The 14,322-nt window shown below is 61.7% G+C and carries 15 protein-coding genes; 6 read left to right on the top strand and 9 right to left on the bottom strand.

Going from position 1 to position 14,322, the window contains the following annotated elements:
* Positions 1-98 precede the first annotated feature (98 nt).
* The gene (locus KSS96_RS01830) at positions 99-1,103 is read left to right on the top strand and encodes an AraC family transcriptional regulator (RefSeq protein ID WP_065876617.1); all 1,005 of its coding nucleotides are present in this window, start codon (positions 99-101) and stop codon (positions 1,101-1,103) included.
* Between the two features lie 125 nt (positions 1,104-1,228).
* Here KSS96_RS01830 and KSS96_RS01825 read toward each other — a convergent pair whose 3' ends face one another.
* On the bottom strand, positions 1,229-1,594 hold the full coding sequence (locus KSS96_RS01825) for a response regulator transcription factor (RefSeq protein WP_017526092.1): 366 nt from the start codon (positions 1,592-1,594) through the stop codon (positions 1,229-1,231).
* Positions 1,595-1,694: 100 nt separating this feature from the next.
* Between KSS96_RS01825 and KSS96_RS01820 the strand changes: the two genes are divergently transcribed.
* Together KSS96_RS01820 and uraH are read left to right on the top strand one after the other, a co-directional pair.
* Complete coding sequence (locus tag KSS96_RS01820) at positions 1,695-2,168, top strand: GlcG/HbpS family heme-binding protein (protein ID WP_017526093.1); 474 nt, start codon at positions 1,695-1,697, stop codon at positions 2,166-2,168.
* Positions 2,169-2,191: 23 nt separating this feature from the next.
* Entirely contained in the window at positions 2,192-2,602 is a 411-nt protein-coding gene (gene uraH, locus KSS96_RS01815; protein WP_017526094.1) for a hydroxyisourate hydrolase, read from the top strand.
* Here uraH and KSS96_RS01810 read toward each other — a convergent pair.
* Positions 2,597-3,283 (bottom strand): Crp/Fnr family transcriptional regulator, encoded by a 687-nt coding sequence (locus tag KSS96_RS01810; protein ID WP_017526095.1) that lies wholly within the window; start codon positions 3,281-3,283, stop codon positions 2,597-2,599. The two genes, uraH and KSS96_RS01810, sit on opposite strands and share 6 nt — an antisense overlap.
* Before the next feature lie 83 nt (positions 3,284-3,366).
* Between KSS96_RS01810 and KSS96_RS01805 the strand changes: the two genes are divergently transcribed.
* Positions 3,367-3,894: an Mpo1 family 2-hydroxy fatty acid dioxygenase gene (locus tag KSS96_RS01805; protein WP_217855606.1), complete on the top strand. Its 528-nt coding sequence runs from the start codon at positions 3,367-3,369 to the stop codon at positions 3,892-3,894.
* A 132-nt stretch (positions 3,895-4,026) separates the two neighbouring features.
* On the opposite strand, the gene KSS96_RS01800 is transcribed toward KSS96_RS01805, so the two are convergent.
* The 6 genes from KSS96_RS01800 to dibA all read right to left on the bottom strand — a co-directional run bounded on the left by KSS96_RS01800 (position 4,027) and on the right by dibA (position 10,231).
* Positions 4,027-5,007, bottom strand: a complete 981-nt coding sequence (locus KSS96_RS01800) for a sulfate/molybdate ABC transporter ATP-binding protein (RefSeq protein ID WP_017526097.1) — start codon at positions 5,005-5,007, stop codon at positions 4,027-4,029.
* Positions 5,008-5,010: 3 nt separating this feature from the next.
* A complete protein-coding gene (cysW, locus tag KSS96_RS01795; RefSeq protein ID WP_017526098.1) occupies positions 5,011-5,883 on the bottom strand; it encodes a sulfate ABC transporter permease subunit CysW in 873 nt (290 codons plus the stop codon).
* Between the two features lie 13 nt (positions 5,884-5,896).
* The gene (gene cysT, locus KSS96_RS01790) at positions 5,897-6,715 is read right to left on the bottom strand and encodes a sulfate ABC transporter permease subunit CysT (RefSeq protein WP_017526099.1); all 819 of its coding nucleotides are present in this window, start codon (positions 6,713-6,715) and stop codon (positions 5,897-5,899) included.
* A gap of 76 nt (positions 6,716-6,791) precedes the next feature.
* Complete coding sequence (locus tag KSS96_RS01785; protein WP_017526100.1) at positions 6,792-7,802, bottom strand: sulfate ABC transporter substrate-binding protein; 1,011 nt, start codon at positions 7,800-7,802, stop codon at positions 6,792-6,794.
* Between the two features lie 65 nt (positions 7,803-7,867).
* Positions 7,868-8,050, bottom strand: a complete 183-nt coding sequence (oscA, locus tag KSS96_RS01780; RefSeq protein WP_003170956.1) for a sulfur starvation response protein OscA — start codon at positions 8,048-8,050, stop codon at positions 7,868-7,870.
* 267 nt (positions 8,051-8,317) lie between these two features.
* Positions 8,318-10,231 (bottom strand): phosphodiesterase DibA, encoded by a 1,914-nt coding sequence (gene dibA / locus KSS96_RS01775; protein ID WP_135196890.1) that lies wholly within the window; start codon positions 10,229-10,231, stop codon positions 8,318-8,320.
* 165 nt (positions 10,232-10,396) lie between these two features.
* Between dibA and desA the strand changes: the two genes are divergently transcribed.
* The gene (gene desA / locus KSS96_RS01770) at positions 10,397-11,581 is read left to right on the top strand and encodes a delta-9 fatty acid desaturase DesA (protein WP_017526102.1); all 1,185 of its coding nucleotides are present in this window, start codon (positions 10,397-10,399) and stop codon (positions 11,579-11,581) included.
* A 188-nt stretch (positions 11,582-11,769) separates the two neighbouring features.
* Positions 11,770-12,771: a GGDEF domain-containing protein gene (locus KSS96_RS01765; protein ID WP_026067125.1), complete on the top strand. Its 1,002-nt coding sequence runs from the start codon at positions 11,770-11,772 to the stop codon at positions 12,769-12,771.
* A 178-nt stretch (positions 12,772-12,949) separates the two neighbouring features.
* Here the strand turns inward: KSS96_RS01765 and gabT are convergent, their stop codons facing one another.
* A complete protein-coding gene (gabT, locus tag KSS96_RS01760; protein WP_017526104.1) occupies positions 12,950-14,227 on the bottom strand; it encodes a 4-aminobutyrate--2-oxoglutarate transaminase in 1,278 nt (425 codons plus the stop codon).
* Positions 14,228-14,322 lie beyond the last annotated feature (95 nt).

The raw sequence follows: 14,322 nt of genomic DNA, 5'->3' as shown, positions 1-14,322 counted from the left end.
CCATCCTCTTATGCAATGAAGGGTTACATCCTGCCTCAGGCCGTCTGGCAGGACGCTAGCCGCACACGCCAACCTGTTGACCGCAAGCGCCAATCGCCATGACCGAACCCACTTCCCTCGCCAGCTGGACCCGAGCCCTGCGCAAGCAGCTCGACGCCCTGGGCCTGGACAGCGCCGCACTCTGCGCCCAGGCCGGGCTCGACCCGCAGCAGATGGACGACCCCAACGCACGCTATCCCCTGTCGGCGACCACGCGCTTGTGGGCCTTGGCGGTGCAGGCCAGCGGCGATCCGGCGATTGGGTTGCGCGTGTCGCGCTTTGTCAGCCCCACGACGTTCCATGCGTTGGGCTACGCGCTGGTGGCCAGCGGCAGCCTGCGGGAAGTGTTCGAGCGCATCGTGCGTTATCACCAGGTGGTCAGTGATGCCCTGACGCTGGCGCTGATTCGGGACGGTGACCGCTATCGTTTTCGCCTGCTGCAACCCGAAGGCAGCCCGGCACCGGCGCTGGAAGCCATCGATGCGTTTGCGGCGATTTATGTGCGCACCTGTCGCAACCGCCTGGGCCGGGATTACGCGCCCCTGGCCGTGTACTTGCGGCGCCCGGAACCGGCCGATCCCACCCCCTGGCACACGGTGTTCCGGGCGCCGGTATTTTTTGGCGCCGATGAGGACTGCCTGGAGTTTGCGCCGCAGGACTTCGACAGCCACCTGGACGACGCCAACCCCGAACTGGCCGAACACAACGAAACCGTGCTCAAACGCACCCTTGCCCAACTGCAACCGCTGACCTGGGAACGCAAGGTACGCGCCGCGATCGAGGCGCAATTGCCGGAAGGCGAGCCGAGCGCCGAACGGGTTGCCCAGGCGCTGCACTTGAGCCTGCGCAGCTTGCAGCGGCACCTGGCGGATGAGGGGTGTCGCTTTGACGCGTTGCTCAATGAGTGCCGGCAGAACCTGGCATTGCTGCACTTGCGCGACCCGCAGTGCTCATTGGCCGAGATCAGCCATTTGCTGGGGTTTGCCGACACCAGCAGTTTTAACCGGGCCTTCAAGCGGTGGACCGGGGTGACACCGGGGCAGTTTCGGGATGGGTTGCAGTAGGCGGATGTGGGGGATTTGTGCAGGCCTGATCGGGGCCAAGCCCGTCCCACATTGGAATGCAATCAAGTGTGGGAGGGGGCTTGCTCCCGATAGCGAAGCTACAGGCACTGCAAATTCCGAATCCGTCAGCGCCCGCGATCGCGCCGCAACAACTTCCTCACCCGCGCCACCAACGCCTTGGCATCGAAGGGCTTGAGCAGGTAATCATCCTCATGCAACTCCAACCCGCGCAGGCGATCTTCAATACCGCCCGGGGTGGTCAAGAACAGCACTGGCGTGTCGCCCTGGTGCCGGATCGCCTGCTGCAGCTTCCAGGCGTTCAGGCCCGGCAGCATCACGTCCAGGATCACCAGGTCGTACGCGGTACTTTCCACGAAGCGCTGCGCCGCCATGCCATTGGCCGCGACTTCCACGGCGAAGCCTGCTTCGCTCAAGCCCTGGGCCATGAGCTGCGCCAGTTGCGGCTGGTCTTCCACTAACAACACGTGCATGCCTTACCTCTGGGTTTGATTACAAACCTGTCATCAAATTGTGCGGTTTCTGACCACGTCCACTGACTACCGTGACGGCCTGCCTTCAGGAGCCGTCACCATGTCTCGCACTGCCTTGTTCTTGAGCCTCGCCGTTTGCACGGGCGCGCTGGCGGCGCCGCCACTGCCGCGCCATGCCGACCTCGATCTGAATACCGCTCGCCAACTGGCCGATGCCGGCCTCAGCCACTGCAACGCCGCGCTGACCGTCCTGGATCGCGGCGCCAACCTGTTGCTGAGCCTGCGTGCCGACGGTGTCGGCCCGCATAACAGCCTCGCCAGCCAACGCAAGGCGTACACGGCGCTATCGACCAAAACCGCAACGCGGTTGTTTGCCGAACGGGCGCGCAACAACCCCGAGGCCGCCAACCTTAACAGCTTGCCCGAGTTGCTGTTGCTCGGTGGCGGCGTGCCGCTGTTTGCCGATGCCGAGTTGGTGGGTGCGCTGGGTATCGCCGGCGCAGGCGGCGCCGCGCAGGACGAAGCCTGCGCCACACAGGCCGCCGAGCAGTTGGGCCTGAAAACCTCTCTCTGATTCCGCCTCCAAAGGACCTCTTGATGAAAACCCTCAGCATGACCCTCGCCGCCCTCAGCCTCGGCGGCCTGTGCAACCTGGCCCTGGCCGCCGGCAACCCACTGAGCGTACACGTGCTCAACCTGGAAAATGGCCTGCCGAGTGCCGGGGTGGGCGTCACCCTGGAACAGCACGTGGGTGACGCATGGCAGCCATTGTCCGAAGGCGTCACCAACCAGCAGGGGCGCATCGCCGAACTGTTCCCCGCCGACCGCAGCATGACGCCGGGCGAGTATCGCGTGGTGTTCAAGACTGGCGATTACTACAAAAAGGCCAACCGCGAGACGTTCTTCCCGCAGGTGCCGGTGATTTTCCAGGTGAAACAGGCCGACCAGCATTACCACATTCCGCTGCTGCTCAGCCCTTACGGGTTCTCTACGTATCGCGGCTCATAGGCCCGCAGCGTGTTGCAGGCGTTTGAGGTCCAGTAGCTCAATCGCACCGTAACTCAGCCCGATGATGCCCTGTTGCTCCAGCGCCTTGAGCAGACTGTTGGTGGTCTGGCGCGACAGGCCCAGCATGGCCGCCACGTCTTCCTGGGGCAGTTGCAACGTGCGACGCGCCTGGTCTATTTCGCCGTAGCCCTGGGCGATCATCAGCAGCCGATGGGCCAGGCGCGCCGACGCGGGCATCAGGCTCATCTGCTCGATATTGATCAACGACAGGCGCAGTTTGTGGCTCATCAACAGGGCCACATCGCGCCAATACGCCGGATGCTTTTCGAGCAGGTCGAGCATGCCTGCCTGCGGTACCTGCAACAGCGTACACGGCCCCGAGGCCTGTGCATCGTGGGTGCGCGGCAGGTTGTCGAACAGGCAGATTTCACCGAACCAGTAGGGTGTCTCCACCAGGCTCAACACGGCTTCCTTGCCCTGGGCGTTCACCGCGCTGATGCGCACCGCGCCGTCCAGCACCGCATACAACCCACACGGCGGATCGCCACGCTTGAACAGAAACTGGCCCGCCGCCAGTGAGCGCAGCCGCGACGCCGCCAGCAGACTCTGCTGTAGAGCTTCCGGCAAGTGGCTGAACCAATGGCCGCTGGCCAACCGGGCGTGCCATTTCGCTGCATCCATGAGGACTCCGAAGATTGTCGCCCAACTGACAGTCAGGCGCTGGCTGACAGGGCATGATCAAACATCCTACAGGAGGAACAACAATGAAAAGCCTCGTCGACCATCTCAGTCAATACGCCGCCTACCACCGCGACCCGCGCAATATAGCCAGCCACTTTGTTGGCATCCCGTTGATTGTGGTCGCCGTGGCGGTGCTGCTGTCACGCCCGGAATGGGCGGTGGGAAGCTTGTGGATCTCGCCGGCGGTGATCGTGGCGCTGTTGTCGGCGTGGTTTTACCTGCGCCTGGAACTGGCCTTGGGCGTGCTGATGACGGTGCTGATGGGCGCGTCGGTATGGGCCGGGCATGTGTTGGCGGCGCAGAGCACGATGGTGTGGCTGAGCAGTGGCGTGGGGATGTTCGTGGTGGGCTGGGTGATCCAGTTTGTCGGGCATTACTACGAAGGCAAGAAACCCGCGTTTGTGGATGATGTGTCGGGGCTGGTTGTGGGGCCGTTGTTTGTGGTGGCGGAGGTGGTTTTTTTGCTGGGGTTGCGGCAGGACCTGAAAGTGCAGATCGAAAAGCGCTCGGGGCCGGTGGTGCGCCGTGATCTAAAGCCAAGCGGGGTCTAAATGTGGGGCGGTGTGTCAGTGACATGTTCATCAACTGACCCACTGCTATCGGGAGCAAGCCCCCTCCCACATTGGCCCTCATTGGCACCTGAGCCCTCATTGCCCCTCAGGCACCTTGGGTTTGCGATGTGCTCAGGCTTTTTGCCAGACCTTGGGTTTGAAGAACAGGGTCTCGCCACGCGCCAGACCGATCAGGCTGTCATGGTCCTTCACCACTTCGGCTTCGATCAGCTCGGGCTGGCCTTCTACCTTGAGCGTCACCCGCGTGGTCGCGCCCAGCGGGCGAATATCGCGCACTTGCGCCGCATGGTGATCCTCCAGCTCATGCCGCGACAGCGACACTTCATGCGGACGGAACAACACATGCTTGTCCTCGCCCAGGTGCAGGCGGTTGGAGTCGCCGAGGAAGTGGTAGACAAAATCGCTGGCCGGGTTTTCATACACATCGCCCGGTGAGCCGATCTGTTCGATCACGCCTTTGTTCATCACCACGATACGGTCGGCGACTTCCATGGCCTCTTCCTGGTCGTGGGTCACGAACACCGAGGTCAGGTTGATGTCTTCGTGCAGGCGCGCCAGCCACCGGCGCAGTTCTTTACGCACCTTGGCGTCAAGGGCGCCGAACGGTTCGTCCAGCAGCAGCACTTTCGGCTCTACCGCCAGGGCGCGGGCCAGGGCGATACGTTGGCGCTGGCCGCCGGAGAGTTGTTCCGGGTAGCGGTCGGACAGCCAATCGAGCTGCACCATGTTGAGCAGTTCGTGAACCTTGCCTGCGATCTGGCTTTCCGTCGGGCGCTGGTTTTTCGGCTTCATGCGCAGGCCGAAGGCGACGTTGTCGAACACGCTCATGTGGCGGAACAGCGCGTAGTGCTGGAACACGAACCCGACGTTGCGGTCACGCACGTCGTGGCCGGAGACGTCTTCACCGTGAAACACGATGCTGCCGTCATCCGGGGTTTCGAGCCCGGCGATGATGCGCAGCAAAGTGGTCTTGCCGCAGCCGGAGGGGCCCAGCAACGCCACCAGCTCGCCACTCTGGATGTCCAGATTGATGCTGTTCAGGGCCTTGAAGGCGTTGAAGTTCTTGCTGACATTACGGACTTCGATCGACATGACTTATTCCTCACCGGCGCTGTTGCGCAGGCGGTTGATACGGTTCTCGCTCCACTGCTTGAGCAGCAGGATGAAGAGCGCCAGGATCAGCAACAGGCTGGCCACCGCAAAGGCGGCAACGTGGTTGTATTCGTTGTAGAGAATCTCGACATGCAGCGGCAAGGTATTGGTCACGCCGCGAATGTGGCCGGACACCACCGACACCGCGCCGAACTCACCCATGGCCCGCGCGGTACAGAGCACCACGCCGTAGATCAGGCCCCACTTGATGTTCGGCACGGTCACATGCCAGAACATCTGCCAGCCATTGGCGCCGAGCAGGCGCGCCGCCTCTTCTTCCTGAGTGCCCTGCTCCTGCATCAGCGGGATCAATTCACGCGCAACGAACGGCACGGTGACGAAGATGGTCGCCAGGACGATGCCCGGCAGGGCGAATACGATCTGGATGTCGTGCTCCTGCAGCCAAGGGCCGAACAAGCCCTGGGCGCCGAACATCAGCACGTAGACCAGGCCCGCGATCACCGGGGACACCGAGAACGGCAGGTCGATCAGCGTGACCAGGATGCTTTTGCCACGGAACGAGTACTTGCTCACGCACCACGCGGCGCTGACGCCGAACACCAGATTGAGCGGTACCGAAATCAGCACGGCGATCACCGTGAGTTTCAGCGCCGACAGCGCGTCGGGTTCCAGGATGGCGGTAAAGAACGCGCCGAGGCCGTTCTTCAAACCCTGGGACACCACGATAAACAGCGGCAGCAGCAAAAACAGCGCGAATACCAGCCAGCCAAGGCCGATCAGGATGCGTCGCGACGTGGCACTGCCACGCCGGGCGGCGTTGGCCGAGGACGCCGCGGAAATAGACGATTGGGACATGTTCCGCGCCTCCTTATGGACGTTCGATGCGCCGCTGCAACAAGTTGATCAGCAGCAGCAAGACAAAGGAAACCACCAGCATCAGCACACCGATGGAGGTGGCGCCGCGGTAGTCGTACTGGTCGAGCTTGACCATGATCAGCAACGGCAGGATCTCGGTTTTCATCGGCATGTTGCCGGCGATGAAAATCACCGAACCGTACTCACCCACGCCTCGGGCAAACGCCAGGGCGAAGCCGGTGAGCCAGGCGGGCAGCAGCGCAGGCACGAGGATGTAGCGAAACACCTGCAACGGCTTGGCACCCAGGCAGGCGGCGGCTTCTTCGACTTCGCGGGGGATATCGGCGAGTACCGGCTGCACCGTGCGCACCACGAATGGCAGGGTCACGAAGGTGAGCGCCAGGGTGATGCCCAGCGGCGAGTAGGCGATCTTGAAGCCCAGGTCGGCGGCGAACTGCCCCACCAGGCCCGTCGGCGTGTACAGCGCGGTCAGCGCAATACCGGCCACGGCGGTGGGCAAGGCGAACGGCAGGTCGATCATCGCATCGATGATGCGGCGGCCGGGGAAGGTGTAGCGCACCAGCACCCAGGCCAGCAGCGTACCGATCACGCCGTTGATCAGCGCCGCGTACAACGCGGTGCTGAAGCTCAGTTTCAATGCCGCCACCACGCGTGGTGCCGAGATGATGGCCCAGAACTGATCCCAGGTGAGTTGAGCGGCGTGTACGAACATCGCCGCCAGCGGGATGAGCACAATCAGGCTGAGGTACACCACGGTGTAGCCCAGCGTCAGCCCGAAGCCGGGTATGACGGGGGAAATACGACGCGACATAAGAGTCCTTGGTTAGCGGAACTGACACACAAAACCCGCAGGTGAATGCGGGCTCCATGAGGATGTGTTTCTCGGCTTACTGCGCCGTGTAGATCTGGTCGAACACGCCACCGTCGTTAAAGAATTTCGGTTGGGCAGTTTTCCAGCCACCGAAGTCTTTGTCGATAGTCACCAGGTCCAGTTTGGGGAACTGTTGGGCGTATTTGGCGGCGACTTTCTCATCGCGTGGGCGGTAGAAGTTCTTCGCCGCAATCTCCTGGCCAGCCGGGCTGTACAGGTGCTTGAGGTATTCGGTGGCGATCTCGGTGTTGCCCTTTTTCTCGGCGTTCTTGTCGACCACGGCCACCGGCGGCTCCGCGAGAATCGACAGGGACGGCACGACGATGTCGAACTTGTCGGCGCCGCCGTCTTCCTTGAGCGCCAGGAAGGCTTCGTTTTCCCAGGCCAGCAACACGTCACCCTGGCCATTGTTGACGAAGGTGATGGTCGAACCACGCGCGCCGGTGTCGAGGATCGGCACGTGCTTGAACAACTCTTTGACGTATTCCTGGGCCTTGGCCTCGCTGCCACCAGCCTTGAGGCCATAGGCCCAGGCGGCCAGGAAGTTCCAGCGCGCACCGCCGGAGGTTTTAGGGTTGGGCGTGATCACCGACACGTCTTTCTTGATCAGGTCGCCCCAGTCCTTGATGCCTTTGGGGTTGCCCTTACGCACCAGGAACACGATGGTCGAGGTGTAGGGAGTGCTCGCATCCGGCAGGCGGGTTTGCCAGTTTTCCGGAAGGGTCTTGCCGAGTTTGGCGATTTCGTCGATGTCGCCGGCCAGGGCCAGGGTCACGACGTCGGCGCGCAGGCCGTCGATCACGGCTCGGCCTTGCTTGCCCGAGCCACCATGGGATTGCTGGATCTTGACGTTGTCGCCCGGGTGGGACTGTTTCCAGTAGCTGGTGAATTCAGCGTTGTAGTCCTGGTACAGCTCACGGGTAGGGTCGTACGAGACGTTGAGCAGTTCGTAGTCCTTGGCAACGGCGGAACCGGCAAACACGGCACTGGCCAATGCGGCCAGGGCGTAACGGCGAATCGACGACATAGAAGCTCCTGAAAATTCTTGAGTGTTGGCTTTTCTTATAGTTGCGGGTCTATCGCCGTTCTTGCTCAGCTCGGTTTGTTACCCGGGTTCTGCAAACGGAATTTTTCCTTGCGTTCGATCTGTACCACTTGAGCGTTGTGCACAGTTATTTCCACCGCGCCAAACCGCAGATCGCGCAGGGCGCTCTGGATCTCACGCAAAATGGCTGCTTCGTCCTGGCCGTCGACGCTACGTAGAGATGCGCTCATGGTCTCGCTCCTGAAATGAATAGTGCCTGGCAGTGGCGGCACTGCTTGCGGCGTGAGAGCGATAGTAGTTAAGCGCGGATATTCTTAAAAATACTATTTAAGAATGTTTATATAACCAGAAAGAATTTTCTGGCGGGACGTGGGGTTGCGTGCCGATCTAGGCATCAAGTGGGAGGGGCTTGCTCCCGATAGCGGTGTATCAGGCAGAACTGAGGCACCTGACAGACCGCTATCGGGTTCAAGCCCCCTCCCACAGGTTGATGCATTTCAAGGCTGGATCGCGGGGGCTCGTGACCAGTCGATTTCATTCGCCGGCATCGGCCGCCCAAACCAGTACCCCTGGCCCATGTCGCAATCCTGCTGCAACAAGAACCGCGCCTGCTCGACCTGCTCAATGCCCTCGGCATGTACCTGCATGCCCATGCTTTTCGCCAAGGCGATGACCACGCGCACAATCGCGGCGTCGTCTTCGTCCCACGGCAGGCCGGCAACAAAGCCCTGGTCGATCTTGAGCTTCTGCACCGGCAGGCGCTTGAGGCGCAGCAGCGAGGAATAACCGGTACCAAAATCATCGATGGCCAGGCGCAGGCCCAGTTCGCGCAGACGATGCAGCTGTTCCAGGGCCACTTCGGGGTCATCCATCACCGCGCTTTCGGTGACTTCCAGCTCAAGGAACGCCGGGTCCAGGCCCGTGTCGTGCAGCACCTGGGCCACTTGCTCGTACAGTTCACGCCGGGCAAACAGGCGGCTGGACACATTGATTGCAATAAATGTCAGCGGTGCGCCGTCGGCCAGCCATTGGCACATCTGACGGCACGCCTGGTCCATCACCCAGGCATCAATATCCGCGATCAAGCCGGTGCGCTCGGCGATGGGGATGAACTCGACCGGAGGCACCAGGCCGCGTTCCGGGTGCTGCCAGCGCACCAGGGCTTCGACGCCGATCAGGCGGCTGCCGTGCAGTTCATGCACCGGCTGGTAGTAAACGCGCAGCTCGTGCTGGTCGAGGGCGCGGCGCAGTTCGCTGGCGATCTCGACACGGTTTTGTGCGTGCGCCGTGAGTTCTTCGGTGTACAAGGCGTAGCCTTCGCGGCCCACACTTTTAGCCTTGAACAACGCAGAATCGGCGTTGCGCAGCAGTTGTTCGGCGCTCAGCGCATCGCTGGGGAACAGGCTGATGCCGATGCTGGCGCTTATAAACAGTTGGTGGCCGTCGAAGATGAACGGTTGCTTCATCACATCCAGCATGCGTTGGGCCAATGCGGCGGCCTGCACCACCTGTGAGCAACTTTCGGCGAGCACTGCGAACTCATCGCCCCCCAGGCGCGCCAGGGTTACGCCAGGGCCGAGCAGCCCTTTGAGCCGCTCGCCCACCAGCTTGAGCAACTGGTCACCGACGTTGTGGCCGAGGCTGTCGTTGATGATCTTGAAGTGGTCCAAATCCAGCAACAGCAGGGCGCAGCCGCGTTTATGCAGTTGCGCCGAGGCCAGGGCCTGCTCGGCGCGGTCGGTGAACAGCAGGCGGTTGGGCAGGTCGGTCAGGGGGTCATGATGGGCCAGGTGGGCCAGTTCATGTTCAGAGTCCTTGATGGCGCTGATGTCGGAAAACACCGCGACATACTGGCTGACCTGGCCGTGATCGTCATGAATCACCCGGATCGTCTGCCACTGTGGATAAATCTCACCGCTTTTACGCCGGTTCCAGATTTCACCGCTCCATTCACCGCAGTGCTCCAGGGCCTGGAACATGTGCTGGTAGAAACTCGACGAATGGCGCCCGGATTTGAACAGGCTGGGCTGCTGGCCCATGACGTCTTCGCACCGGTAGCCGGTGATCTCCATAAACGCCCGATTCACATGCACAATCAGGCCCCGGGCGTCGGTAACCAGTACCCCTTCGCGGGTGCAATCGAACACGGCAGCGGCCTGGCGCAGGCGCTCACGGTTCTCCTGCAGGGGCTGTTGTTGCTGGTGGGCGTGGGCAACCCGGGCGCTCATCAGGTAAATCACCAAAGCGCTGCAGGCCACCCATAGATAGCCGCGCACCTGCAACCACAGGTTCAGGTCACTCCGGTTATCGACAAATTCGATCAATAGGTGGCCCGAGATGCCAATCCAGGCGATCGAAACCAGCAGGTATACCAGCCCGGCACGCGCGGCACCTCGGTATGAAAACAGCATATGGTCAGTAATCCTTACTAAAAAACAGCATCGCCCTACAAAGGTTGCGGATTATAGAATAAGAAACATCCAGTCACTTCTATCTGAAAGGGCGGCTGGTTTTCTTTGTGGGCTTAGTGATAATGCGTGAGCTGGTTTTTTCTTTATCTGAGGGCCATACAGCCTATGTGGTACAACGGTTTTCTTGACCTGTCAGCCTGGCAACTGGTGGCAGTCACTCTGTTGATGACCCACGTGACCATTGTCGGGGTCACGGTTTATCTGCATCGCTATTCAGCCCATCGCTCCCTGGAGCTCAATGCCGGCCTGAAACACTTCTTCCGCTTCTGGCTGTGGCTGACCACGGCACAGAACACCCGCGAGTGGACCGCCATCCACCGCAAGCACCACGCCAAATGCGAAACCGTCGATGATCCCCACAGCCCGGTGATCAAGGGCCTGTCCACCGTGCTGCGCAAAGGTGCCGAACTGTACCGCGCCGAGGCGGAAAACCCCGAAACCCTGCGTATCTACGGCAAGAACTGCCCGGACGACTGGATCGAACGAAAAATCTACACGCCTTACCCCTTGCTGGGCGTTGCCATCATGGGCGTGATCGACCTGCTGCTGTTTGGCACCATCGGCATCACCATCTGGGCCATCCAGATGATGTGGATCCCGTTCTGGGCCGCCGGCGTGATCAACGGCCTGGGCCATGCCGTGGGCTACCGCAACTTCGAATGCCGTGACGCGGCGACCAACCTGGTGCCGTGGGGCATCATCGTCGGCGGTGAAGAGCTGCACAACAACCACCACACCTACCCCAATTCCGCGAAATTGTCGGTGAAGAAGTGGGAATTCGACCTGGGCTGGGCGTGGATCAAACTGTTCAGCTTCCTGCGCCTGGCCAAGGTGCAGCGCGTGGCGCCGATTGCCCACCGCGTGGAGGGCAAGGGCCATCTGGACATGGACACCGCCATGGCGATCCTCAACAACCGTTTCCAGATCATGGCCCAGTACCGCAAGTTGGTGATCGGCCCGCTGGTCAAGCAAGAGCTGGAAAAAGTCGATCACTCGGTGCGCCACCAGTTCCACCGCGCCAAGCGCCTGCTGTCGCGTGAAACCAGCCTGCTGGATGACCGCCATCACCTGCGTATCCAAGGCATGCTGGAGCACAGCCAGGCCCTGAAAGTGATCTATGAAAAGCGCCTGGCCCTGCAACAGATCTGGCTCAAGACCAGCACCAATGGCCACGATATGCTCGCCGCCATCAAGGAATGGGTGCACGAAGCCGAGGCCAGCGGCATCCAGTCCCTGCGGGATTTCGCTCACCAATTGAAGACCTACTCGCTGCGTCCTGCGGCGGTCTGACCGTGCCGTGGGAGGGCCCGCCCTCCCACCCACCAGCTTTTTGACGTCATTTACCGGGCACCGCCAATCGGTACCGTTGACGGAACTTCACTGCAAATCGCCTCTCTCAATGAACACTTCGCCATCATGGTGGCCCCTTGTTGTGACCGCTGCTCCATCTTGCGGCGCGCCCAGAGAGAGTTGTGCCGATGGTTCACGAAAAACCTCACGTATCTGATCCTCCCGTCGCTGAACATCCGCGTCCGGCCGCGGCTGCGACCCTGCTGGCGCTGGTGCATGCCCAGGGCGAAGTCGAGCGTTTGAGTGAACGCGAACAGCTCCTGAGTTCGTTGCTGGTGAGCGTGAATGCGGTGCTTTGGGCCATCGATTGGGAAACCCGCCGCGTGCTGTATGTGAGCCCGGCCTATGAGCGCATCTTTGGACGTTCCGCCGGCCTGCTGCTGGCCGACCACCGGGAATGGCGCAACAGCATTCACCCCGAAGACCTCGACCGCGCGGAACAAAGCCTGGCCCGCGTGCTGGAACGCGGTGCCGTGGAGGACCGCGAGTACCGCATCATCACTGCCGACGGGCAGATCCGCTGGCTGAGCGACAAGTGCTACATCAACCAGCAAGTGGTGCCCGGCGAACCGTTGGTCGTGGTCGGCATGGCCGAAGACATCACCGACAAGAAGCAGCTTGAGCTTGAGTTGCACCGCCTCGCCACCACTGACGTGCTCACCCAGAGCAGCAACCGCCGGCACTTCTTCGAATGCGCCAACCATGCCTTCGACAACGCCCGCGCCCAAGGCGCGCCGCTGGCCTTCCTGCTGTTGGATATCGATGACTTCAAGGACGTGAATGACACCTACGGCCACCTGGAAGGCGACCAGGTACTGCGGCGTATCGCTGAGAGCGGTCGAGGCGTGTTGCGCCGGGGCGACCTGTTCGGGCGCATTGGTGGCGAAGAGTTCGCCGCCGTCCTGCCAGGTTGTGCGCCAGACATGGCGCTGCAAGTGGCCGAGCGCCTGGGCAAGGAGATCCAGGCACTGAGTTTCAGCTATGAAGGCCAGGCGTTCAGCGTGACCATCAGCCAGGGCCTGGCCAGCCTCACCGACGCGGACCCGAGCCTGGACAGGCTGTTCGCCCGCGCCGATGCCGCCATGTACGAGGCCAAGCGCCTGGGCAAAAACCGCGTCGTTGCCGGCTGACGCCGATCATAAACGGTGGGAGGGGGCTTGCTCCCGATAGCGGTGGGTCAGTATCAGATGTGCTGACTGAGCGACTGCTATCGGGAGCAAGCCCCCCTCCCACCGTTTTTTTGCGTACTGGCCGGCGCACAAAAAACCCGCCGAAGCGGGTTTTTTGTGTCATCTGTACAGCGTGCGCTTACAGCTCGGAGAAGCACTCTTCGATGATCGCCAGGCCTTTGTCCAACTGCTCGTCCGGCGAGGTCAGCGGTACCAGTACGCGCAACACGTTGCCGTAAGTACCACATGACAGCAGGATCAGGCCCTTGTCACGCGCCTTGGCCACCACGGCAGCCACGGCAGCGGCGTTCGGCTTGTGGCTGTCGCCATCTTCGAACAACTCGACCGCAATCATCGCGCCCAAGGCACGCACTTCACCGATCACCGGGTACTTGGCCTGGATGGCCTTGAGGCCCGTCACCAGGCGCTCACCCACAGCCTTGCAGCGGTCCAGCAGGTGTTCTTCTTCGAATACCTCCATCACCGCCAGCGCAGCAGCACAGGCGATCGGGCTACCGGCGTAAGTGCCACCCAGGCCGCCGGGAGCAATGGCGTCCATGTATTCGGCCTTGCCGCACACACCGGCCAGGGGGAAGCCGCCGGCGATGGATTTGGCGAAGGTGGTCAGGTCGGCGGCAACGCCCATCTGTTCCATGGCAAAGAAGGTTCCGGTACGACCGGCGCCAGTTTGCACTTCGTCGGCGATCAGCAGGATGCCGTGCTTGTCGCACAGTTCGCGCAGGCGCTTCATGAAGGCTTTAGGCGCGACGTAGAAACCGCCTTCACCTTGCACCGGCTCGATGATGATGGCAGCGATATCACGCGGCTCGGCATCGTTTTTGAAGATGCGTTCGATGCTGGCGATGGAATCGTCGTCGCTCACACCGTGCAGTTCGTTGGGGTACAGCGCGCGGAACACTCCGCCCGGCATCAGGCCCATGCCGGCCGAGTAAGGCACGACTTTGCCGGTCAGGCCCAGGGTCATCATGGTGCGACCGTGGTAAGCGCCGGTGAACGCAATCACACCCGCACGGCCGGTCGCGGCACGGGCGATTTTCACGGCGTTTTCCACGGCTTCGGAACCGGTGGTGACCAGCAGGGTTTTCTTGGCGAAATCACCCGGGACCTTGGCGGCGACTTTTTCGCACACCTCAACGTACGGCTCGTAGGCCAGCACCTGGAAGCAAGTGTGAGTCAGCTTGTTCAGTTGCTCGGTCACGGCCGCAATGATTTTGGGGTGCACGTGGCCGGTGTTCAGCACGGCGATACCGCCGGCGAAATCGATGAACTCGCGACCTTCAACGTCGGTCACGGTGGCATTCTTCGCCGATTCGGCGAAGATCGGGTGAATCTGGCCAACACCGCGCGGTACAGCGGCTTCGCGGCGTTTCATCAGGGATGCGTTGGTCTTGCTCATAAAGTCCTCATTCGCCACTCATCGGGTGGCGCGGTTCAAGGAATACGTGGCGGGGAGGCAACTGCGACAGCATGCGATGATCGACTGCCACAGCG

The sequence above is a fragment of the Pseudomonas asgharzadehiana genome (genome assembly GCF_019139815.1).
Lineage (GTDB): Bacteria > Pseudomonadota > Gammaproteobacteria > Pseudomonadales > Pseudomonadaceae > Aquipseudomonas > Aquipseudomonas asgharzadehiana.
This window is presented reverse-complemented; position numbering and strand designations above follow the sequence as displayed.

Coding starts and splice junctions, on each gene's coding strand:
- gabT (WP_017526104.1), bottom strand. CDS start 14,227: ATGAGCAAGACCAACGCATCCCTGATGAAACGCCGCGAAGCCGCTGTA.
- KSS96_RS01805 (WP_217855606.1), top strand. CDS start 3,367: ATGAAAAGCCTCGTCGACCATCTCAGTCAATACGCCGCCTACCACCGC.
- dibA (WP_135196890.1), bottom strand. CDS start 10,231: ATGCTGTTTTCATACCGAGGTGCCGCGCGTGCCGGGCTGGTATACCTG.
- KSS96_RS01820 (WP_017526093.1), top strand. CDS start 1,695: ATGTCTCGCACTGCCTTGTTCTTGAGCCTCGCCGTTTGCACGGGCGCG.
- KSS96_RS01825 (WP_017526092.1), bottom strand. CDS start 1,594: ATGCACGTGTTGTTAGTGGAAGACCAGCCGCAACTGGCGCAGCTCATG.
- KSS96_RS01800 (WP_017526097.1), bottom strand. CDS start 5,007: ATGTCGATCGAAGTCCGTAATGTCAGCAAGAACTTCAACGCCTTCAAG.
- oscA (WP_003170956.1), bottom strand. CDS start 8,050: ATGAGCGCATCTCTACGTAGCGTCGACGGCCAGGACGAAGCAGCCATT.
- KSS96_RS01785 (WP_017526100.1), bottom strand. CDS start 7,802: ATGTCGTCGATTCGCCGTTACGCCCTGGCCGCATTGGCCAGTGCCGTG.
- cysT (WP_017526099.1), bottom strand. CDS start 6,715: ATGTCGCGTCGTATTTCCCCCGTCATACCCGGCTTCGGGCTGACGCTG.
- cysW (WP_017526098.1), bottom strand. CDS start 5,883: ATGTCCCAATCGTCTATTTCCGCGGCGTCCTCGGCCAACGCCGCCCGG.
- KSS96_RS01830 (WP_065876617.1), top strand. CDS start 99: ATGACCGAACCCACTTCCCTCGCCAGCTGGACCCGAGCCCTGCGCAAG.
- KSS96_RS01765 (WP_026067125.1), top strand. CDS start 11,770: ATGGTTCACGAAAAACCTCACGTATCTGATCCTCCCGTCGCTGAACAT.
- desA (WP_017526102.1), top strand. CDS start 10,397: ATGTGGTACAACGGTTTTCTTGACCTGTCAGCCTGGCAACTGGTGGCA.
- KSS96_RS01810 (WP_017526095.1), bottom strand. CDS start 3,283: ATGGATGCAGCGAAATGGCACGCCCGGTTGGCCAGCGGCCATTGGTTC.
- uraH (WP_017526094.1), top strand. CDS start 2,192: ATGAAAACCCTCAGCATGACCCTCGCCGCCCTCAGCCTCGGCGGCCTG.